The organism is Rhizobium sp. 2YAF20, assembly GCF_052114685.1.
Classification (GTDB): Bacteria; Pseudomonadota; Alphaproteobacteria; order Rhizobiales; family Rhizobiaceae; genus Rhizobium.
This window is the reverse complement of the sequence record NZ_JBFRFF010000034.1, coordinates 1-19,215: the sequence shown is the minus strand read 5'-3', so window position 1 is coordinate 19,215 and position 19,215 is coordinate 1. Positions and strand designations below refer to the sequence as shown.

The following is a 19,215-nucleotide window of genomic DNA, read 5'->3' as shown; positions in this document are numbered from 1 at the left end:
GGCTGTGTACCTTTATGAGGACTGGCGCACGCGCGGGTCGAGCACGGCGTGGAAGAGATCGACAAGCGCATTGAGGACGACGAACGCGACCGAGATGAAGGTCAGTGTCGCCATCACCACAGGCCGGTCGAGGAGCTGGATGGAGTCGATCAGGAGCTTGCCGATGCCCGGCCACGAGAAAATCGATTCCACCACCACCGCGAACGCGAGCATGCCCCCGAATTGCAGCCCGATGATCGTCACGATCGGCACGCTGATGTTCGGCAGGGTGTGGCGGAGCAGGATCCTTAGTGAAGAAAGCCCCTTCGCGCGGCAAAACCGCGTAAAGTCCAGGCTCTCGACTTCGATTGTGCCCGATCGTGAAAGCCGCGCGATGAGCGCAATATTCGGTATCGCCAGTGCAAGCACGGGAAGAACCATGTGCCAGACGCCGTCCCTGGTCAGGACACTCCACTCCTGCCCCATAAAGCTCGCGGTCGCGCCCCTGCCCCCGGATGGAAACCAGCCCGTCAGGATGGCGCCGACGAGGATCAGCATCATGCTCAGCCAGAACGATGGAACGCTGAGTGCGAACACGCTTGATCTGAGGACACTTCGGTCGAACAGCGTGCCGCTCCTCCGGCCGGCCAGGAGCCCCACTCCTATGCCGGCCGGAGCCGCGATGAGCATCGCGATACATGCGAGCTCGAGGGTCGCGGGAAGCTTGCTCATGACCAGACGGAGGGCCGGCAGATGATAGATATAGGAGGTCCCGAAGTTTCCATGGACGACGTTGCCAATGAAGAGGACGTACTGGCGCCAGATCGGCTGATCCAGTCCCAGCGCCACCGTCGCGCGCTGGATATCCTCAGGGGTGGCGGTTTCGATGTTGACGATGTTGAAGACCGGATTGCCGATGCTGTGAATGCCGATGAAGCCGATCAACGACATGGCAAGGAGGAGAAGGGAGGCCTGCGACAGTCTTCCCAATGCAGCTGAAATCAAGGTCATGATCGACTACTCCGTCGCTGGGAGCGTCTGCATCGCGGTCGTCCAGCCGCGGGGGTGCATCACATAGGAGCCAACCCGCGGGCCGTAACCGACGATATGATGGAAGTGGTAGAGGGGGATGACCGGCTGGTCCGCCATCACAAAATCCGTCGCGTCGGCAAGCGCCTTGTTTCGCTCCGGTCCGTCCTGAAGGCTTTCCGCCTTTGCAAGCATCGCGTCGAAAGCCTCGTTCTGATAGTGCCCGAAATTCAAGGCTCCGGTTCCACGTTCGGGATTTGGCGAGGCCAGGAGAGCATGAAGAATGATGTCGACTGCCTCGCCGGAGGTGCCACCGTACCAGACGCCATAGTCGCCGCTTGCGCGTTTGGTGTTGAAGACCGAAAACGGAAAGGCAGTAGGCTGGACGGCGACGCCAATGCGCGCCCAGCTTTGCGCGATCGCCTGGAGGCTTTCGCTGTCGCCCGGATAGCGGCCTGCGGGTCCAGCCAGGACGACGTTGAAGCCGTTCGGAAAGCCGGCCTTTGCGAGAAGCGCTTTCGCTCCGTCGTAATTCGGAACCTCCGGCTTCAGATTTGCCGAGGTGCCTGGCAGGCCGCCCGGGAAAACCTGCGCTGCGGGTGTGCCGTAACCGGCGAGAATCTTGTCGACCAGGACTCCACGATCCGTCGCCATTGCAAGCGCGCGCCGTACCAAGGGGTTTTTGAAGGGATTGAGGATCTGCTCACCCGATTTGCTCGTCACGCCGGGAAGTGTTTCCCGTCCCACGTCGAATTGCAGGAAATTGACGCGCGCCGCACTGACGCTGTCGATCTTGGCACCCCGCTGCTTGAGCGAGGCCACATCGCGTGCAGGAATGGCATCCGCGACGTCGACCTCACCTGTTGCCAATGCCGCCACCCGCGCCGCAGGGTTTTCGATAATCCGAAACGTCACCGCCGCCCAGGCGGGCTTGCCGCCCCAATAGTCGTCATTCCTCTGGAGCTTCAGCATCTCGCCGGAACTCCAGCTCTCGAACCTGTAAGGCCCTGTGCCGACGGGAGGGCGACCGGCGTTAAGCTCCTCTGTTGTCTGGAACCCCTGCCCCGGCCGATGCATTACGAAGATCGAGGACAACGACAGCGGCAAGTTGGGGGCATTGCCGTTCGTGTCGATGAGGATTGTGAGAGGATCAGGTGCCGAAACCGTCTTTATACCGGCCAAATAGGACTGAAAGCCGCCGCCTGGCGATTTCAGGAAATCCCGGATTCGCTCGATCGTGTAGACGACGTCGTCTGCGGTGAAGGGCGAGCCATCATGGAAGCGGACATTGTCCCGCAGCTTGAATTCCCATTGTGTGCCGGACGTCGCACGCCAGGAGATGGCAAGGCCAGGCTTCAGATCGAGATTCTCGTCCTGATAGACGAGCCGTTCGTAGATTTGGGAGAGCAACGAGGTGTTTTCGTTGAGATTTGCGTAATGCGGATCGAGCGTCATCAACTTGTACGACGTCGCGATGCGAAGTTCTTGTGCCTGTGCCGGCCGCGAAGGAATGCTCCAGACCGCAAGCACGATCAGCAACGCGGACAGCAAAAGCGAACGCAACGGATTTCTCAGTTTCATTGTGAAGTTCCCATTTTTGATTTTTTGCTGTTGCTGTTGCCCTCGCGGCGGATTGACTCCCGCCACGCATTCAACACCGGAGCGATGCCCTAGAAGATCCGCTTGCGCGACTTTCTCGACTGTCCTTTAGGCTTCGCGTGAAGCCGTGAGCCAACCATCGAAGAGAGCTTGGCTTCGAGCCCTTGCCCACTAAGGCATGATTCGATCAGACGCTGTCGGGTTGCACGCCATTCGCGCCAGATTGCGAATGGCAGATCATCATTCCAAGCGTCCAGCGGCGCGGTGAGTGCGGCGGCAAGCTCGGGATATGTGGGTAAAGACGCCGCGACGAAGGAATGGAAGTTGCTCCCCCGGTGACCGGAGGCAAAGTTCTGCTATTGTCGGAATCAGCCATGATCCGAGCTCCTATAAGCTTGGTTTTGGTTAGGCTGTATCCGGTGTCGCAAGCGCCGGGTGCAGCCGAGTGATGCTTTTAGTACCATGTGGTCATATAATTTACAATGAGAAATAAGAAAAAATGAATGGAATAACCGGAGCTCAGATTAGGGCGGCGAGGGCGCTGCTCAGATGGACTGCGGAAGAGCTCGCGAAGTCCACTGGTATTGGTGTTATGACGGTGCGCCGCGCGGAAGCTGAAGACGGGCAGCCATCGATTACAGCAGCAAACTTGAAACTGATCAGGATAACTCTGGAGGCTGCCGGCATCCAATTCATCGCACGCAATGGTGGAGGCGTCGGAGTGCGATTCAAGAAGCCGGATTGACTAGCAGCAACATACTCACGATGGAGCAATGCCGTGGGGCCCGGGCTATGTTGGGCTGGAGCCAAGCAGAGCTTGCAAAGGCAGCTAACGTCTCTCGTCAGACCGTCGCTGATTTTGAACGCGGCGCACATATTCCCATCAGCAACAATCTCACGAGTATGATTGCGGCATTTCAGGAGGCCGGAATAGAATTTATCCGAGAAAACGGCGGGGGTGTTGGCGTTCGCTTCAAGAAGCCGATGTGGTGAGGCAGTGGTGGACGCTGCACGCCATCAGTCCGGGGATATGAAACCTGCCCCGTTAAAAGCAATGCCACCAGACTCTGGCTCACTGCGCTGGTGAAATCAGTTCGACGGTCGGGAAATAGGTACGGTAGCGACTGACATCTCGCGTCAAGAGCGGCAGTTGCTGCACTGCAGCCAGTGCGCCAATGAAAAAATCCGGCAAGACGCCGGTACGGGAACCGCCGGCACGGCGATATTGCATGAATACTTTGCCTGCGAGAAACAGAGCTGCCTGCGGAACGGGACTGATCACCAACGCCGCTTCATCAATGAAGGCATCAAGCTCTTCAATGCGCTCGTATCGAACGGCAAGTTCGGCATAGACAACATCATTGATCAGCAGTGGACCGGCCAGACCGGCTCTTTCAAGCTGCTCGATCGACCAATCTGCCCAAACCGGATCGTTAGTTGCGAGGTCGAGCAAGACATTTGTGTCGACCAGCGTCACGTTTCACCACGCGTGAGCGCCATGATCGCGTCAGTGCCGAGCCCCTTTCCGGCATGCCCGCGCAATTTTTGGAAGCGGCTAATTGGCTTTTTTGCATCAGCCCGTGTCAGCACCACGTTACCGTCCGCGGCACGATGGAAATCGACCTGGCTTCCCGGAACGATTCCCAAAAGATCCCGCACCGCCTTCGGAATGGTGACCTGCCCTTTCGCTGTAACTGTCGTCGTCATGATGCAAACCTTGTAATACCACTACAAATACAGGTATTACTTTCTGCCTTCGATTTCAAGCATGATAGGGCTCGACAATCCTCCTGCGGCGGAGATTTAGAGGTTGGTCGGTTGCTACATGCGGAGACGCGGAAGGTCCTCATCTGTTCAGTCGCCGCACCATGATGACGTCGTCGATTTCCCTGTTATCGTCCACCAATCCGCCAGGGATCCGTCCGACTTCGATAAATTCATTACGCTGGTAGAAGCGTAAGGCCGCTGAATTCTCCGCGCTGACCGCGAGTTCCAGTTGCAAAACTCCCTCGCCCCTTGAAAATTCGACAATCGCGCGCATGAGATCTGCGGCAACTCCCGTTCCACGTTCGCTCTCTCGCACGTAGACACTGACAATCGTCGCGCGATGGATCATCTTGGGCGGGCGAAAACGCACGAACCCCATAATGCCGATGGGCTCGCTTTTGCTGAACGCGATAAAGACAGGATCATTCAGCCTTTGGCGCCATTCCTCGTCGGGAAGTACGGCCCAATCCTCAAATCGGCTCGCGAACGAAGCCGGTTCACAACGAAGGGCCTCCAGCCGAATGCGCCTGAAAACATCAATCTCGTCCGGTGAAATTCGCCTGATCAATATTCGCTCTCCACCCATGACGGACTCCAGAAAATAAATCGGGTTCCTCCTGTGAGAATTTCCAACCCAATCAGCCACCAACCGCATGGAGGGCAGTCTCTTCTCAGGCGTTCCAGTCGGCAGCCGAACCAGAAGTTGCGTGAACTATGCCCACCGCCACTGTGCGGAAGCGGGGTGAATGGCTTGACTACCGATATGCGCCGACAACTCTGCCCAGATCGGATCGCTGGTGAAACTGACAAGATCGCCGGCGGCATCCTCCAGAGAGCGGGCGCTGTATCTGGCAGCCAGCTCTAACGCAGCTCCATTCTCTTCGATCTCCATGAACGGAGAGCCGTCCTTCGGACGCAAGACACGGTGCCCCCACATCCCGGGCCGCTCGTCCGCACGCAGAGCATCAAGGAGATCGCGATCGCCCGAGGATTCGAGTGCGGTGGCAAGAAGATGCCGCATAAGGGGATAATAGACGGTCTGCCGGCATCCGCCGAGAACACGAACGCCCGGCAGGATCGACATCACCAGAAAGGTCATAAACAGATTCGGCACCAACTTGCGTTGGCGCAGTGAGGTCGCGATGCTTTCAGGATCACACCTCACCTCGGGGATCGAAGGGGAGCCGCCTGAAAGAACGCCGTCGCGCAAACGCAGGGGAAGTATCCTGCCATCCACCAGGCCCCAGAAAAAGTCGGTTGTTTGGCGTATCCATCCTGCCCAGGGACCGGCATTGAGCAGGTCCATTTCTCGCAATATGCCCTCCGCGAAGAGACCGTCACCGACAAAACAAACCGACAGCCACGATGCCGGATCCTCGAAGTGCTCCGCAACAAGATCGGCAACATCGATATCATCAAATTGCAGCAGCTTGAGAGATGCAGGAAACGATCTTCGCCATAGGATCTGATTGGCGGCCTTGATCGCCTCGGCTGCCGACGGGAATTCCATGTCCGGCAAAATAGCCTTCAACCGTGCGAAAGCGGGATTGGTTGGACCGCCATTTCGCCCTGCCATTGTGAACCGGTAAGGCCCTTTGAAGCCACAAATACTATAAGGGACCATCCGGCTTCGAGACAGGCCGAACACGTTCACGACCTCGCCGCCAAGCGAAAGCCATCCGGGGCCTTTTTTCGACTTTTCTGTGAACTTTACCGTCGAAGAGCTGTAGCAAATGTGCCACCGGTGGGCATGGGCGGTGAGACCGAGTGCGCTGAACAGGTGCGTGTAGAAGGCATCGGGCTCTATCAGTAAATGACAATGGGGGCCGGTTTGCATAACCGGCGAAGCCGCAATTTGCCGGCTTGCTTCCTCTGCATCGTCCTGATTGGCTCCCGACCTCAATGCGATACGCGTGACAAACGCCCGAAACCGGATCATCGCGTCGTCGCGAACCGAACATCGGCCACGGCTGCCTTCTGCGTAAACTGCAGATGCGTAGTCCTTGAGCGGAAGCGCCCAGAACCGGGCAAGGTCGGGCATAAGGAAAGACAAAGTCCGTCTTACATCTTCCGCGGCACTTTGACCGCAAGTTGCACTCGACCGCTCTTTGCTCATCTTTGCTGTTCCCACATGAGGAAGCCACCGGTCAGGTTTCGCTGTCGATCGACTGCGGCGGTCGCCACGCCCAGTCTGACAGTATCGGATTTTTCTCGTCATTCACGAGGATGTGCGGCACCTGCTCGTAGAAGAACTCTGGCGGTATCGCCGGCTTCACCATCGAGGTGACAAAGTCACGCAGCGAATTCAAGGAATTGGATGAGACGATCGTGTAGAAATTCCCGCTGTTCCACGTGATGACGGCATACCGAAAGTACGATCGGAGAGCCGATTGCGATGCCTCCAGATCGACCTGGAAGTCGAACATCGTATCCAAAACACCGCGTTTTTTTTCGATAATCTGACTCGTGGTAAAGAACCTCGACTTGAACGTCTCGTCTTTTTGACGCTCTCGTTCAAGATAGGCCTCAGTGTTGTGGTGAGCAAGCTTTTGCACCTGAACCAACACGCCGTTAGCCCGGACACGGGGCGCGACGAAGCCCGTTTGACTATCCCTGTCGCGGCCGTACATCTGGAACGTCGTGTCTTCCAGCAGGACATCATATCCGTCCCGGAAAGGCTGAAGAGTTTCATCTGTCGCGTACCGCTCATCGTCGAGTTCGAAGAACGGCCCATGGTAGAAGTGCGCATCGTCGCTGCCTCTCCGGGCGAAAAAACAGACACGATTGCCGTCGGTGGGACTGCAGTTGAGGGTTTTCATGCGCCCGTCACCCAGCTTTGCCAGTGCTCTTGCAAGAGTGCCGGCGCCCGCTCCCAGGGTGTAGATCGTCGCCGGACGTCCGCGGTGGGCCCACGTCTTCTGCGCAAACGAGAAGATGGCGGCGCCGAGGCGACACTCCTCCTCCAGCCGGTAGGGGATGCTTGAAAAATAGTGGCTATCGAAATGTCCCCATAAGCGCCGGTGCGTATCCCAGAATGTCATGCAATCGAGATCGAACGACAGGAGACCCATCTCAGGCTCGGGCCTGCCCAGATCCGGCGCCCCTTCCAGTCCGCTGGCGGTTTTTTCAAAGAAGGTTGCGAACGAATTGAGGCGCGGAGCCTTCCGCCAGGCCTCTATGGTCTTGCTATCCACCATGGCGCGATCCTCGTTATCAAGCCAAATGATTGGTGCCGTGCTGATCCGGATTCGGAACGGCTTCACCGCTCCTCCAATCGCCCCCTGCCGAGGGCATTTTTCGCGACTACCCGTGATTGCGTAGAGTTGATTGCCGAGGAGCCTCGATGCAATCTACCGATATCGGGAGATTGACTCGCAACTTTTGCTTGCTCAAACGGTGTGCCCAAAAGCGCGGAAATCACGTACTCGGTGGTTGAACAGGCGTTTCTGCCGTGTCAATCGTACACAGGAAATCCACCCGCCCTGCTACGTGAAATGGTAGAAACACATATTGTCCCGGTAAATGGTTACCTGAAATTGGCCAGCGATGCGGCGATGTCCGCGATGGAGCGRAAGAGCACGAGTGTGTCGTCCTTTGAAGGAATGAATCCTCGCCGCCGCCAGAATTCAGCGGCCTCCTCGTCGACTGCATTGACCATTAAGGCCCGCCCGCCGATCAGTGYGGCAGCTTGAACGCAGCGCTGGAGCGCGTGCTTGACCAAGCCCGTTCCGATCCCCAGCCCCGCCCAGACTTCGTCGGTTGCAAGCTGGCCAAGGAGAAGGCAGGGAACCGGATCAGGCGGTTGTCCAGTGCGGATCGAGCGTGGCAGGATCGCCGGCACTACGGCGGTCGGCGCCAGACCATTATAACCGACGACGCGCCCCGCCTCATGAACGACCAGAACGGCGGTGAAGCCCTTCTGCTGATTGGAGAGGGCGCGTGTCTTCAGCCAGTAATCGAGCGCCGGCTTGCCACAGGAGAATTCGGAAACATTGTGCGTAACAGTGAGCGGTTCAGGAGCCGATAGAGCCACGGCTTAGCGCTTCGGCCCATAACCGGGCTCCCAGGGGGCGGGTCGCTTGGCAAGCTCCACCATCTCGGGAACCGAAACTGCGGGACGGGACAGGACTTCCATGAAATCGGCGAATCCTTCAGGAGTCATGCGGACCAGCCGCTGCTCCATGACGACTTCTTCGGCCGCGCGCACGGCGGCGTCGCGCACAAAGTCGGTACGCGAACGGCCACGTAGGCTGGCTGCACGATCAATCATTGCAACGTCTGCGGCAGGCAGACGCATTGCGATCGGGTATTCCTTGCGTTCGACGGTCGTAGCCATGGCTGATCTCCTTGAGCGAAAGATAAGGTCATGTATTGCAAAATGCAATACGATAGGTTTGCTGGTCTTTGCGCGCTATCAGGTCTGGATTATCTCAAGGAAGCTTGCCCTTGCGATAGCCTGATACATCGTCTTGGCATCGAGTTTGCGTTTGGCTAACTTGAGATAAAGGCGCACCGCATTCTCCGAAATCTGCAATTTCGCGGCAATGCGCTTCGAAACGAGGCCGTGCGCCAGGAGTTGAAGACACTCCTGTTCGCGTCTGGATAGCTTCCGGTAGCCGCCACTTGTCCGCAGGCCCGACGCAGACAGTGCTTTCTCGTGCAGATAATGGGAAAGTATCTGAATGTCGTGGTTACTTGATAAGAGTAACTTTCGCCACTCAGCCCGCCGCAAGTTCGACGTCACCGAAAAGAGGCTGCGTTCGCCGCTCGGACCTCTGATCGGGACCGTCAGACCGTACCGGCCAATGTCGAATGAGCGTGCCTCCATGAAAAAGCTGCGGGTTCTCGCGGATCGTCGATCGAGATTTGACCAATCGACGGGCAAGAAGCCAGTGCGGCTGAGGTTGATGACGGGGTCGATCGCGAAATAGTTCCGATCAAGATAAAGGGATGTCCATTCTTCCGGATATGTCGCGCAATAGAATGGGTGGGTGTCTGCCGGGTTTGCAAGACGGACCACCAAAAACGCCAAATGAGCAAATTGGTAACGATCTCGAATGTTCGCAATGGCAACATTCAAATCCGCTCCGCTGCCTACCCTTCGCAACCTCGTCAACGACCACGACAATGGTGACTGTTGTCGATCTTCCATTGGTTTCCTTTCGAGCAGCATGTCCGGTTTGCTGTTTTCTGCAAATCCGAGGATCTGCCGCGTCGGCTGGTGTGTTGATGTTTTCTGGTGAATGATCGCCGCTTCACCTGTGACGTGGAGGAAATGCTGCTTATCTGGAGCCGCCGATTCCAGAGAGATCGATGCGCATCCCTGCGCTGTTCGGATCGCTTGCACCGTCGGCTTTCGGAGTGTCCCGGGCTTTCTGGTCCTCCGGCTTCATACCTGCGCGCGCATCCGCCTCGATGCCCGGTTCGTCTTGCTTCGGCTGAGCCAGCTTGACGTCGCCCGGATCGGGCGCACGAAAAACTGCCGTCCCCTCGAAATATCCGCTCTGCCACGAGATAATGGCGTCCTCGAATGCCTCGTCAACGGCATTGCCGTACCACTTGGTGACGATGCGATAGACCTTGCCGAACAGCGCGGTGCCCATGCGAATATTCTCGCAAGCATCGACGAGGTCAGGTTTCAACTCCGCGACGTCCTTGATCCCTAAACCGGCCGGATATTGCGTTATTCCCACACGTACGACAGCCTGTCCGACATACTCGCCGATCAGCGCCATCGCCTCGTCGGCCGTTTTTGCCGGCGGAACCAGGATGACCCGGTTTCCCGAACGAACCGTGACGGCGAGCGGATCGGACGATCCGGCCTGCGCAATAAACTTTTCGACGATCGCGGGCTTTAGGCCCGGATCGGCACATTTCTGGATAACGGCGGCATCCACCATCCTTGTTATTCCTCTCTCAGGTGTTGAAGGCTGTGACGAGCGGGAGGTTGAACAGTCGCGCCCAGGCCGCAGTGCTGGCTTGCTGTATCGCGATGATCGAAGTGCCTGATGTCCACCAGCCATTGCCGGCGGCGACAATCATGTCCGGCCTATGCAGCATCGAATGCAGCACGGGCCAGACGATGAGTTGCTCGTAGCAGATCAGCGGCGCAATCCTCTGGCCATCGAGTTCGACGATGGGATTGCTGAAGAAGCTAGTTCGCGCGCCGCCACCTAGCCCGCTCCAGGCAAGCCATGGCTGCCACATCGACACGGGGACGGGCATGCGTTCGTGATAGAGGATGCGCCCGCCGTCACCGGAAATCACGACCAGGACATTGTCGTAGCCGACGCGCTCGACGACTGCAGCGCCGGCGATTACGGTGACGCGGCCTTCCGCCAGCTCTCCCTGCCAGTACCGCTCCACAGTCGTTGTCCAGAAGCCAATGGCGCTCTCGGGAAGCACGACAACGCGCGCGCCCTTGTCCGCGAACTTTCTAACCGTTGCGATGAGGCCACGGTGAAACTCGAGAGATGCGTCACGGCCGAGGTTTTCCCGGAGTTCAAGATCGACCCCCGCCCAAGCGTTTGGTTCGTTGGATGGCGTCCAGGTCGTGGCTGACCAGACATAAAGTCCTCCCAGGACTGCGCCCGCGATTTGCCACCTTCGACCGGTCATGATGACCAATAGGATCGCGGTCGCGCCGAGGCCCAGCCACCCCCATCCCGGAAACAGCACGCCAGCCGCCGTGATCGGATGCGCCCATCCTGCTATACCGAAAGGAGGAACTGCCATCAGGACGGCAGCCGCCACATAGCGCAGCGCCCTTTCCTTTCCCGGACGATCCGTCCAGAGCGTCGTGTGGACGATCACAAAGGCAAGCGACGCGACGATCCAGAGGAAAAGCCCCGGCCCCAGGTCGGAGGCATAGAAGTTGGCGACGCCCTGCGGCAGCCCACGCGAGGCCGCCAGAAAATATCCTGCCGACACGAGGGCCGCCGTCACCCGCGACCGCGAGAAGGCCCAAAGCGTCGGGAACACCAACGCCAGTGGCAGTGCCAGGACATATCCGCTCCAACCGAGAACGCCGACGATGACCGCGCCGCCGATCAATAAAAGCGAATGGAGGAGATCAGGGATCGAATGTGAGGACCGGCCGCGCCAGCCCGAGAAGGCCCGTTTCCGGCACAGGCCCAAAATATCGGGAGTCATAGGAGCTCGCAAAGTCTGAGTGAAGAAACAGATGTCCTGAAGGCACGATGCCACCGCCGAAATGGTGAAGCGGACGCCCGGCGCCGTCGCTGGGCCGAATGGCGGAGTTGGGCAGAGGAAGCCGATCGATGACGACATCAGAGCCGACCTCCACATGCTGGCCAGGAAGTGCCACGACGGTTTTGATCAGCGGCGCGACGCCGCCTGGGCAGAGCCCGCGGCGGAGGTAGCCGCGCTCCAGCGCCACGGCGAATTCCGCCGAAGCCGGCGGGCAATCGAACACGAGATCGCCGACGGCGGCGACCCGCATCAGAGGCTCGATCCGCCACAGGCCAAGCGGCTCGCTCGGCGTCAGGTTCAGTCGATAACCACCGATCCAGCCACCGGCGGCGACTGCCATCAAGCAAGTACATGTTGCAATGACAGCTGAGATGACGCGCTCGCGGCTCATGGCTTAAGCACCTGGCTCTGACGCTGCGATAGTCGCAGCTTTTCCGTTTGCTTCTGCGTCTCGGCGGCGCGTTCCTGGGTCGCGAGCTGTTGCCCGGTGCGCATGACCGGCCACGCCTTAGCGAGCTCTTCCTTCCCGGCGGGACGGAGCCCCTCGGACAGCGTGTCGAACAATTTGCCGGCAGGTTCACGCGCGGCGTTCGTCAGCAATTTGCGCTCCCCGAAGCGTTCCGCGACGGCGCGATTGAACACATCGATCTCGGCCTTGATTTCCCGATTGGCGATGGCGTAGCCCAATGCCGCGGACAGATCGTTGCGATCAATGGCGTCGCGCACTTTTTCGAGCACACCATAGGCGGAAGATGACAGCGCCGGGATGTCGATCGAGACGCGCTGGCGCAGCGCCTTCTCCTCTCCCTCGATCTTCTGGACGGCCCCCTCGCGCAGTGCGAGATAACGCTCGATGTCACGCTTCAGCGCCGGCACGTTCAACTCGGCGACATGCCGCGCTCGCTTTTCCGCCTTGCCGGCCAGCATGCCCGTCTTGCCCTTCAGCGGACCGATCGACGCAGGATCGGTGACAAGCTTGTCGAGCGTCCGTTTCGCGGCCTGCGGATCGCTCAGCACCGCGTCGAAATTCATGGCGCGAAAGGCCGTTTCCGGATCGGCAAAGACGTAGCGGATGCGGGACGAGATCTCTTCCCACTGTTTCTTGACAGCTGGATCGACGAGGAGCTTTTCCTCCACGGCGTCCTGCAGCGACTTCGGGAACAGGGTGATGCCGGCAACCATAGGTTCGGCCTCCTTTCCGATCTGGGTTTTGCGGGTTTCGACATTGCTGGTTTCGACCAGGCCAAGCCGTTCGCCAACGCCGCGCAGGCGAATGGCGAGGTCGGAGAGTTTCTGCTTCTGGCGCACGGTCCATTCGAGGCGATCCCGAACCAGTGTCCGGGCCACATTGGCGATGCGCAGCCCCCGGTTCTCGGCGAAGCGAAGCGCCTGCCGGTAGAGCGTCCCGCGCTCGTAATCGAGCGTCGTCTCCTTGGCGTTGCGCTTCGAGACGATCTTCACGAGGCCGCCGTTCAGATCGAAGGACCGGCGACCGTAGTAGAGCGCCAGATCCTCGCGATGGCGGGTCATCGCCACATAGGTCAGGTGCCGGTCAAGCGAGAGCGAGGCGAGCACCTTGACGCGATCGACGGTCGCGCCCTGGCTCTTGTGAATGGTGGTGGCGTAGCCATGGTCAAGGTTGCGGTAAAGCTGCTGTTCGACGGTGATGCGCTGGCGCTGATCTCCCTCGCCGATTTCCGCGACGATCCGGTTCGTAGCCGCCTCGACGACATGCCCAAGCATGCCGTTCTTCACGCCAAGGGCGCTGTCGTTCTTCAGAAAGACGATCTGGTCGCCGGCGTCGAAGCGGCGTATGCCGTCTTCCGTCCGGAAGGCATGACCCTCACCGATGACGCCACGCTCGACCAGTTTTTCGCGGGCAAGGTGGTTCAGGCTTCGAACGTCGCGACGAAGATGGGCGAGGATCAGCGTGGTCTTGGCGGGATCGTATTCACGGTTCCAGTCGGCGATGAGATTGTCGATCGCTTGGCGCTTCACCACCGAGCCAAGGATGCGGCCCTGCTGCTGGTAGGCGTTGACCGCCTCTTCGACGCGGCCACGGGCAAGATCCAACGACGCGTCGCGCATCCATTGCTCGCGCTGGCGATAGATTGTTTCGAGTTCGGCATAACCGATGCGTTCGGCGATCGCGCGGAAGGAGGCGCCCGCCTCGATCGGCTGCAACTGTTCGGGATCGCCGACAAGCACCAGCTTGGCCCCTGCCCGCGATGCCGCCTCGACGAACAGCGCCATCTGCTTCGAGGCGACCATGCCGGCTTCATCGAGCACGAACACAGTCTTGTTGTCGAGCGCGTTCCTGCCGTCTTTCCAGCGGAGCTCCCAGGATGCCAGCGTGCGGCTGTCGATGCCGGCTTCGCTCGAGAGCCCTTCGGCCGCCTTGCCGGCCAGAGCCCCGCCGACCACACGATAACCGGCGAGCTCCCAGGCCTCGCGCGCCGCCTTCATCATCGTCGTCTTGCCAGCCCCTGCCCGGCCGACGACAGCGGCGATGCGGGCGGGACCAGCCACATGCTCGATGGCGGTCTTCTGCTCCAGCGACAAGCGTGGATGACGTTCGAACGTCGAATCGAGGACGCGGCCCTTGATGCCGAATCCGCCGGCCCGCGACAGCGCCACGGCACGCTTCGCCATTGCCGCTTCCATCTGGATCAGCTCACCCGTCGTATAGCGGGCGCCGATCCTTTCGCCGGTGGCAAAATCGACGCTGTCGCGTTCGATGCGTAAAACCTGCGGGCTCTGCAGGATGCGTGCCATCAGCTGCGAGAAGGTGCCGGCGTCATCGATGTACCGATTCAGAACCTTGGCAATGTCGCGCTGATCGAAGACGCTCTTTTCCGAAGAGATCATCTCGAGCACGATCTCCGGCCGCTTCTCGATGCGCCGAGCGTTGTCCTGCCGCTGCTCCTCGAACAATTTTAGCCGCTCGAGCTCAACGGCGCTTCCGTCTTGCTCCGATTTGCGCTGGATCGCCTTGGTGCCGACGCCGATATGGACGATCGGAACGATGTCGATGCCGCGCTCGGCATAGGAACGCCCGTCGACGCGGATTTCCAGTCCGCCGAGCGCAAGATGTAGGTTCTGCAGGTCGAGCCAGCCATTGCGCTGCTGAAGGAATTCCGTCTTCTCACCGGCCCACAGACGATATTGGATCTTTCCGCTTTTCATTCGAACCGGCTGACCGTCATCACCGATGACAGCAGCCTTCTTCGGTCCGAAGCCCTTCTCCGTCAGTGGGCGCAGTGTCGTCATCAGGTGGACATGCGGATTGCCCGGCTCGTCATGATAGACCCAATCGGCGACCTGGCCACGCGACAGAACCTGCTCGAAGACGAACTGGCGCATCAGCGCGATGTTCTGATCCTTCGACAGCTCGACCGGCAGCGCGACGATGAATTCCTTGGCGAATTGCGCATCCTCGCGCTTCTCGAAGGCTTCGACACAGTTCCAGAAGGCTTCGGCTGCTTCGGCAACCGAGCGGTCGGCGATCAGCGCGGGGGCCCATTTCGGGGCATCCGGCGGCAATAGGAACTCCTCATGGGCGAGATTGCGCTTATTGGAATAGTCGACCGCGCGCGCCTCGATCTCATAGGTCATCTTCGCACAATGCCGGTACGCCGCAGACAGCACGGCGCTGCGGCCATTACCGCGTCCGATGAGCTGGGGCGTGAAATGCGTGATGGCCAAGGCGATACGAATCCCAACGGTTGAACGAACATCGTGTTCGTCGGGATCGGATCAGGCCTGGACCTGGCCTGCGCTAGCCACGTCGCGTCAGCGACGTATTACTGCGCCCTTGGAAACCGCTCCTTCGGAACGGCCGGGATGATCGGCAAAAGCGTCGGCCCTGCCGACTAGCTTTTTTATGAGTCGCGCACGCGACCTACCTGAGGAAAACTCATGTCCGAGCGCAATCACATCGGACAGGAAAGGTTCAACCGGAATGAAGAAGCCGTCATCGAAGATCCGAGAAGAAATCGCCCGCCTGCAGGATCAGCTCCGGCAGGCGGAGACGCGAGAGGCCGAGCGGATTGGCCGCGTCGCGCTGAAGTCCGGACTGGGCGAAATCGAGATCGACGAGACGGAATTGCAAAAGGCGTTCGAGGAGCTCGCGGCGCGGTTTTGCAGACAAGACGCAAAACCTCGGAAGCGCGAGACCCCGCCGGTCACGGCTGGCGCGGCTGCGGGCCGCTTTGGCGAGGCTTGAACGGATGAGTCGGTCGGCATCGTCAGAGGCGCGCAAAAAGGACACGCGCGAGAAAATCGAACTGGGCGGCCTGATCGTCAAGGCGGGCCTGCGCTACGAGAAACGGGCACTGCTGCTCGGCCTGCTGATCGACGCCGCCCAGCGATTGCGCAATGACGCAGCGGAGAAATCGCGCCTGACGGCGATCGGTGCGGAGGCATTTGGGCGTGACGTCGAGTAGGATCCTGCTCGCCATCGCTCCCGTCATGTTGATGATCGCCGTCGTCATCGGAATGACCGGGATCGAACAATGGCTGGCCGCGTTCGGCAAGACAGACAGCGCGCGGCTGATGCTCGGCCGGGCCGGAATCGCCCTGCCCTATGTTGGTGCCGGGGCGGTTGGCGTCATCTTCCTTTTCGCGACGAACGGTTCGTCGAGCATCAGGGTGGCCGGATGCAGCGTTGTCGGCGGATCCGTGGCCACGATGATCATCGCCGTGCTGCGCGAGGCGACGCGGATTTCGGCTTTTGTAACTCAGGTGCCGGCGGAGAGCTCGCCGATTGCCTATGCCGATCCGGCGACGATGGCAGGCGTCGCCGCAGCACTTCTCGCCGGCGTCTTCGGGCTGCGTGTAGCAATCAAGGGTAATGCCGCTTTCGCGGCCGCCGCGCCGCGCCGCATCCGGGGCAAACGCGCCATCCATGGCGAGAGCGACTGGATGGGAATGCCCGAGGCTGCCCGGCTGTTTCCCGATGCCGGCGGCATTGTCATTGGCGAGCGATATCGCGTCGACCGCGACAGTGTGGCGGCGGTATCGTTTCGCGCCGATGCCAAGGACACATGGGGGGCGGGCGGCAGGACTCCGTTGCTGTGCTTCGATGGCTCCTTCGGCTCGTCGCATGGCGTCGTCTTTGCCGGCTCCGGCGGCTTCAAGACGACGTCGGTGACGATCCCGACGGCGCTGAAATGGGGCGGCGGCCTCGTCGTGCTTGATCCGTCTAGCGAAGTCGCGCCGATGGTGATCGAGCATCGAAAGCAGGACGGACGGAATGTCATCGTCCTCGGTCCGGAGAATCCGGCGATCGGCTTCAACGTGCTCGACTGGATCGGCCGGTTCGGCAGCACTAAGGAGGAGGATATCGTCGCCGTCGCCACATGGGTGATGACCGACAATCCGCGGCAGGCGTCGGCTCGTGACGACTTCTTCCGCGCCTCCGCGCTGCAGCTGCTGACCGCGCTGATCGCCGACGTCTGCCTATCCGGTCACCGGCAAGAAAAGGATGAAACCTTGCGACAGGTCAGGGAGAACCTCTCCGAGCCTGAGCCGAAACTGCGTGAGCGTCTCACCAACATTTACGACCAGTCGGATTCGGCCTTCGTGAAGGAGAACGTCGCGCCATTTATTTCGATGACGCCCGAGACCTTCAGTGGCGTCTATGCCAATGCTGTGAAAGAGACACACTGGCTCTCCTATCCCAACTATGCGGCGCTAGTGTCGGGGTCGAGCTTCACGACCGACGATCTCGCCGCCGGCAATACCGATATCTTCATCGCGCTTGATCTTAAGGTGCTGGAGACCCATCCGGGACTCGTGCGTGTGATCATCGGCGCGCTGATGAACGCGATCTACAATCGAAACGGCGAGGTAAATGACAGGACGCTGTTTCTTCTCGATGAGGTGGCGCGTCTTGGCTATCTGCGCATCCTCGAGACTGCCCGCGACGCCGGCCGGAAATATGGCTTGACGCTCACATTGATATTCCAGTCGATCGGGCAGATGCGGGAAGCCTATGGCGGCCGCGACGCTACATCGAAATGGTTCGAGTCGGCATCGTGGGTCTCCTTTGCCGCGATCAACGATCCCGAGACGGCTGAATATATCTCGAAACGCTGCGGCGACACGACGGTCGAGGTCGATCAGACCAGCCGCTCGTCGCAGATGTCGGGATCGTCACGCACACGCTCCAAACAGCTCGCGCGCCGTCCACTGATACTGCCGCATGAGGTTCTGCGCATGCGCGGCGACGAGCAGATCGTGTTCACCGCCGGCAACGCGCCACTGAGATGCGGTCGCGCTATCTGGTTCCGGCGCGAAGATATGAGAACCTGCGTCGGCCACAACCGCTTCAATAGGAACGTTGAAATAGGAATGAAGTGAGGCACGATTGCCCCCTACCCCGACAGGGTACACTCTTCAACGTCGAAAAGCGGAAAAGGGGCAGCGGCAACGTCCGATCACGAAAATGAATCCATCCGCATCGGACGATTCAAAACTCTGATTGGACGCCGAAATCTGAACGCGCGATTCTGCGTAGATGATCGTTCAACCCTATCACGTCTATGTCGAGCGTGTCGACTTTGAGAAGAACATGGCGCGGTTCTACGCGCTCGCGGTCCAGCCGACACTGTTCGGAGACGTGTCGCTGGTGCGCTGCTGGGGAAGGATCGGAACACGCGGCCAGCGGAAAGTGCGCCTCTTCAATGAAGAGAAGCACGCCATCGGTCTGTTCCTCGAACTTCTCCGCGAAAAGCGAAATCGAGGCTATAGACCAAAATCACCTGTGGAAATCAAGGTTATCCGGCATTCCTCACCGCAGCACGTCGATGACAAAGCCTCCGCAAGCTGACAGTGATTCCGTCTTCTTAGATGATGCGAGGGAATTCCATGACCACCACCAATGATATTGCCGACAAGATCGCGGCCGACAACAGCCTGACGAAGGTCCAGGCCAAGGGCATCGTCGATGCCGTGTTCAAGGCGATCGCAGAAGCTGCCGGCTCCGACGCTGAAACCTCAATCCCGGGCTTCGGAAAATTCAAGGTGAAGGCGTCGCCAGAGCGCGACGGCCGCAACCCGTCCACCGGCGCGACCATGAAAATCGCGGCTTCGAAGAAGCTGACATTTGCGCCTGCAAAGGCGCTCAAGGATGCACTGAACAACTGATCCCCTAAAAGGGAGGGCCCCGCCTTTCGGCGGGGCCTTCGTTGCTATCAGTCCCGGCTCAGCCGGGACCAGATGAGAGAGAGGCCTTCCTCGCCTTCGACCTCGATCAGGGTTGCGTAGATCGGGGCCGGGAAGCTCGGGTCGTCGAGCTTGACCGAGAGATAGTCACGGCCGTCATTCGAGGTTTTCTTCCACGCTGCGCCGAACTCGACATTATGTGGAGCTCCACATAACGTCGATTATGCAGAGAGTGGGATTATGCGGAGTATCGGTCGCTGAAGACTGCTTTTGCCGGTGTTTGCGGTAGATTTTACTCCGCATAATTCCGGGGGTTGATGGGTAGCCCCGCAGTGAGCGGGGCGCCTTGGTGCTGTTTAGCGGGACCAGATGAGCTTGTGCTCGCCTTTGTCGCCCTGGACGAGGGAGGCATAGACCGGAGCCGTGAAGGACGGATCGTCGAGCTTGAGCGAGAGGTATTCG

Annotated in this window: 22 protein-coding genes and 1 pseudogene; 7 read left to right on the top strand and 16 right to left on the bottom strand. The window is 59.6% G+C overall.

Going from position 1 to position 19,215, the window contains the following annotated elements:
• Positions 1 to 12: 12 nt before the first annotated feature.
• Positions 13 to 990 carry an ABC transporter permease gene (locus AB4Z52_RS27645; protein WP_442221086.1) on the bottom strand — a complete coding sequence of 326 codons (978 nt, stop codon included), beginning with the start codon at positions 988 to 990 and terminating at the stop codon, positions 13 to 15.
• A 6-nt stretch (positions 991 to 996) separates the two neighbouring features.
• A complete protein-coding gene (locus AB4Z52_RS27640) occupies positions 997 to 2,589 on the bottom strand; it encodes an ABC transporter substrate-binding protein (protein WP_442221085.1) in 1,593 nt (530 codons plus the stop codon).
• A 517-nt stretch (positions 2,590 to 3,106) separates the two neighbouring features.
• Between AB4Z52_RS27640 and AB4Z52_RS27635 the strand changes: the two genes are divergently transcribed.
• Together AB4Z52_RS27635 and AB4Z52_RS27630 are read left to right on the top strand one after the other, a co-directional pair.
• Positions 3,107 to 3,352 (top strand): helix-turn-helix domain-containing protein, encoded by a 246-nt coding sequence (locus tag AB4Z52_RS27635; RefSeq protein WP_442221084.1) that lies wholly within the window; start codon positions 3,107 to 3,109, stop codon positions 3,350 to 3,352.
• A 20-nt stretch (positions 3,353 to 3,372) separates the two neighbouring features.
• On the top strand, positions 3,373 to 3,600 hold the full coding sequence (locus AB4Z52_RS27630) for a helix-turn-helix transcriptional regulator (protein ID WP_442221133.1): 228 nt from the start codon (positions 3,373 to 3,375) through the stop codon (positions 3,598 to 3,600).
• A 79-nt stretch (positions 3,601 to 3,679) separates the two neighbouring features.
• Here the strand turns inward: AB4Z52_RS27630 and AB4Z52_RS27625 are convergent, their stop codons facing one another.
• From AB4Z52_RS27625 to traA, 12 genes are all read right to left on the bottom strand, one after another.
• On the bottom strand, positions 3,680 to 4,084 hold the full coding sequence (locus AB4Z52_RS27625) for a type II toxin-antitoxin system VapC family toxin (RefSeq protein WP_442221083.1): 405 nt from the start codon (positions 4,082 to 4,084) through the stop codon (positions 3,680 to 3,682).
• Positions 4,081 to 4,314, bottom strand: coding sequence for an AbrB/MazE/SpoVT family DNA-binding domain-containing protein (locus AB4Z52_RS27620; protein WP_442221082.1), 234 nt, complete (start codon positions 4,312 to 4,314; stop codon positions 4,081 to 4,083). Before AB4Z52_RS27620 ends, AB4Z52_RS27625 begins: the two co-directional genes overlap by 4 nt.
• Before the next feature lie 139 nt (positions 4,315 to 4,453).
• A complete protein-coding gene (locus tag AB4Z52_RS27615) occupies positions 4,454 to 4,960 on the bottom strand; it encodes a GNAT family N-acetyltransferase (RefSeq protein WP_442221081.1) in 507 nt (168 codons plus the stop codon).
• Between the two features lie 126 nt (positions 4,961 to 5,086).
• The gene (locus AB4Z52_RS27610; RefSeq protein ID WP_442221080.1) at positions 5,087 to 6,490 is read right to left on the bottom strand and encodes a hypothetical protein; all 1,404 of its coding nucleotides are present in this window, start codon (positions 6,488 to 6,490) and stop codon (positions 5,087 to 5,089) included.
• A 31-nt stretch (positions 6,491 to 6,521) separates the two neighbouring features.
• A complete protein-coding gene (locus AB4Z52_RS27605; RefSeq protein WP_442221079.1) occupies positions 6,522 to 7,571 on the bottom strand; it encodes a class I SAM-dependent methyltransferase in 1,050 nt (349 codons plus the stop codon).
• Between the two features lie 329 nt (positions 7,572 to 7,900).
• A complete protein-coding gene (locus AB4Z52_RS27600; protein ID WP_442221078.1) occupies positions 7,901 to 8,407 on the bottom strand; it encodes a GNAT family N-acetyltransferase in 507 nt (168 codons plus the stop codon).
• A gap of 3 nt (positions 8,408 to 8,410) precedes the next feature.
• Positions 8,411 to 8,710 (bottom strand): type II toxin-antitoxin system TacA family antitoxin, encoded by a 300-nt coding sequence (locus tag AB4Z52_RS27595; RefSeq protein WP_442221077.1) that lies wholly within the window; start codon positions 8,708 to 8,710, stop codon positions 8,411 to 8,413.
• 78 nt (positions 8,711 to 8,788) lie between these two features.
• On the bottom strand, positions 8,789 to 9,721 hold the full coding sequence (locus AB4Z52_RS27590; RefSeq protein WP_442221076.1) for a LuxR family transcriptional regulator: 933 nt from the start codon (positions 9,719 to 9,721) through the stop codon (positions 8,789 to 8,791).
• Positions 9,657 to 10,274: a TraH family protein gene (locus AB4Z52_RS27585; RefSeq protein ID WP_442221075.1), complete on the bottom strand. Its 618-nt coding sequence runs from the start codon at positions 10,272 to 10,274 to the stop codon at positions 9,657 to 9,659. Before AB4Z52_RS27585 ends, AB4Z52_RS27590 begins: the two co-directional genes overlap by 65 nt.
• A gap of 16 nt (positions 10,275 to 10,290) precedes the next feature.
• Entirely contained in the window at positions 10,291 to 11,526 is a 1,236-nt protein-coding gene (locus tag AB4Z52_RS27580) for a conjugal transfer protein TraB (protein WP_442221074.1), read from the bottom strand.
• A complete protein-coding gene (gene traF / locus AB4Z52_RS27575) occupies positions 11,447 to 11,977 on the bottom strand; it encodes a conjugative transfer signal peptidase TraF (protein ID WP_442221073.1) in 531 nt (176 codons plus the stop codon). The genes AB4Z52_RS27580 and traF overlap by 80 nt, the downstream gene beginning before the upstream one ends.
• The gene (traA, locus tag AB4Z52_RS27570) at positions 11,974 to 15,291 is read right to left on the bottom strand and encodes a Ti-type conjugative transfer relaxase TraA (RefSeq protein ID WP_442221072.1); all 3,318 of its coding nucleotides are present in this window, start codon (positions 15,289 to 15,291) and stop codon (positions 11,974 to 11,976) included. Before traA ends, traF begins: the two co-directional genes overlap by 4 nt.
• Before the next feature lie 256 nt (positions 15,292 to 15,547).
• On the opposite strand from traA, the gene traC reads away from it, so the two are divergent.
• The 5 genes from traC to AB4Z52_RS27545 all read left to right on the top strand — a co-directional run bounded on the left by traC (position 15,548) and on the right by AB4Z52_RS27545 (position 18,735).
• The gene (gene traC, locus AB4Z52_RS27565) at positions 15,548 to 15,811 is read left to right on the top strand and encodes a conjugal transfer protein TraC (RefSeq protein ID WP_442221071.1); all 264 of its coding nucleotides are present in this window, start codon (positions 15,548 to 15,550) and stop codon (positions 15,809 to 15,811) included.
• A gap of 4 nt (positions 15,812 to 15,815) precedes the next feature.
• The gene (gene traD, locus AB4Z52_RS27560; RefSeq protein WP_442221070.1) at positions 15,816 to 16,031 is read left to right on the top strand and encodes a type IV conjugative transfer system coupling protein TraD; all 216 of its coding nucleotides are present in this window, start codon (positions 15,816 to 15,818) and stop codon (positions 16,029 to 16,031) included.
• A complete protein-coding gene (gene traG / locus AB4Z52_RS27555; RefSeq protein WP_442221069.1) occupies positions 16,018 to 17,949 on the top strand; it encodes a Ti-type conjugative transfer system protein TraG in 1,932 nt (643 codons plus the stop codon). Before traD ends, traG begins: the two co-directional genes overlap by 14 nt.
• A 157-nt stretch (positions 17,950 to 18,106) precedes the next feature.
• Entirely contained in the window at positions 18,107 to 18,418 is a 312-nt protein-coding gene (locus tag AB4Z52_RS27550; protein WP_442221068.1) for a WGR domain-containing protein, read from the top strand.
• A 38-nt stretch (positions 18,419 to 18,456) separates the two neighbouring features.
• Positions 18,457 to 18,735 (top strand): HU family DNA-binding protein, encoded by a 279-nt coding sequence (locus AB4Z52_RS27545; protein ID WP_442221067.1) that lies wholly within the window; start codon positions 18,457 to 18,459, stop codon positions 18,733 to 18,735.
• Between the two features lie 47 nt (positions 18,736 to 18,782).
• On the opposite strand, the pseudogene AB4Z52_RS27540 reads toward AB4Z52_RS27545, so the two are convergent.
• Both AB4Z52_RS27540 and AB4Z52_RS27535 read right to left on the bottom strand, forming a co-directional pair.
• Positions 18,783 to 18,950: pseudogene (locus AB4Z52_RS27540) on the bottom strand (DUF736 domain-containing protein); the annotation flags it as partial.
• 159 nt (positions 18,951 to 19,109) lie between these two features.
• Positions 19,110 to 19,215: DUF736 family protein (locus AB4Z52_RS27535; RefSeq protein WP_154668634.1), on the bottom strand; the 106-nt coding region annotated here is incomplete at its 5' end.

Excerpts from the sequence above, each read along its gene's own strand:
- AB4Z52_RS27645 (WP_442221086.1), bottom strand. The coding sequence starts at position 990 with ATGACCTTGATTTCAGCTGCATTGGGAAGACTGTCGCAGGCCTCCCTT.
- AB4Z52_RS27640 (WP_442221085.1), bottom strand. The coding sequence starts at position 2,589 with ATGAAACTGAGAAATCCGTTGCGTTCGCTTTTGCTGTCCGCGTTGCTG.
- AB4Z52_RS27635 (WP_442221084.1), top strand. The coding sequence starts at position 3,107 with ATGAATGGAATAACCGGAGCTCAGATTAGGGCGGCGAGGGCGCTGCTC.
- AB4Z52_RS27630 (WP_442221133.1), top strand. The coding sequence starts at position 3,373 with ATGGAGCAATGCCGTGGGGCCCGGGCTATGTTGGGCTGGAGCCAAGCA.
- AB4Z52_RS27620 (WP_442221082.1), bottom strand. The coding sequence starts at position 4,314 with ATGACGACGACAGTTACAGCGAAAGGGCAGGTCACCATTCCGAAGGCG.
- AB4Z52_RS27615 (WP_442221081.1), bottom strand. The coding sequence starts at position 4,960 with ATGGGTGGAGAGCGAATATTGATCAGGCGAATTTCACCGGACGAGATT.
- AB4Z52_RS27610 (WP_442221080.1), bottom strand. The coding sequence starts at position 6,490 with ATGAGCAAAGAGCGGTCGAGTGCAACTTGCGGTCAAAGTGCCGCGGAA.
- AB4Z52_RS27605 (WP_442221079.1), bottom strand. The coding sequence starts at position 7,571 with ATGGTGGATAGCAAGACCATAGAGGCCTGGCGGAAGGCTCCGCGCCTC.
- AB4Z52_RS27595 (WP_442221077.1), bottom strand. The coding sequence starts at position 8,710 with ATGGCTACGACCGTCGAACGCAAGGAATACCCGATCGCAATGCGTCTG.
- AB4Z52_RS27585 (WP_442221075.1), bottom strand. The coding sequence starts at position 10,274 with ATGGTGGATGCCGCCGTTATCCAGAAATGTGCCGATCCGGGCCTAAAG.
- AB4Z52_RS27580 (WP_442221074.1), bottom strand. The coding sequence starts at position 11,526 with ATGACTCCCGATATTTTGGGCCTGTGCCGGAAACGGGCCTTCTCGGGC.
- traF (WP_442221073.1), bottom strand. The coding sequence starts at position 11,977 with ATGAGCCGCGAGCGCGTCATCTCAGCTGTCATTGCAACATGTACTTGC.
- traC (WP_442221071.1), top strand. The coding sequence starts at position 15,548 with ATGAAGAAGCCGTCATCGAAGATCCGAGAAGAAATCGCCCGCCTGCAG.
- traD (WP_442221070.1), top strand. The coding sequence starts at position 15,816 with ATGAGTCGGTCGGCATCGTCAGAGGCGCGCAAAAAGGACACGCGCGAG.
- AB4Z52_RS27550 (WP_442221068.1), top strand. The coding sequence starts at position 18,107 with ATGATCGTTCAACCCTATCACGTCTATGTCGAGCGTGTCGACTTTGAG.
- AB4Z52_RS27545 (WP_442221067.1), top strand. The coding sequence starts at position 18,457 with ATGACCACCACCAATGATATTGCCGACAAGATCGCGGCCGACAACAGC.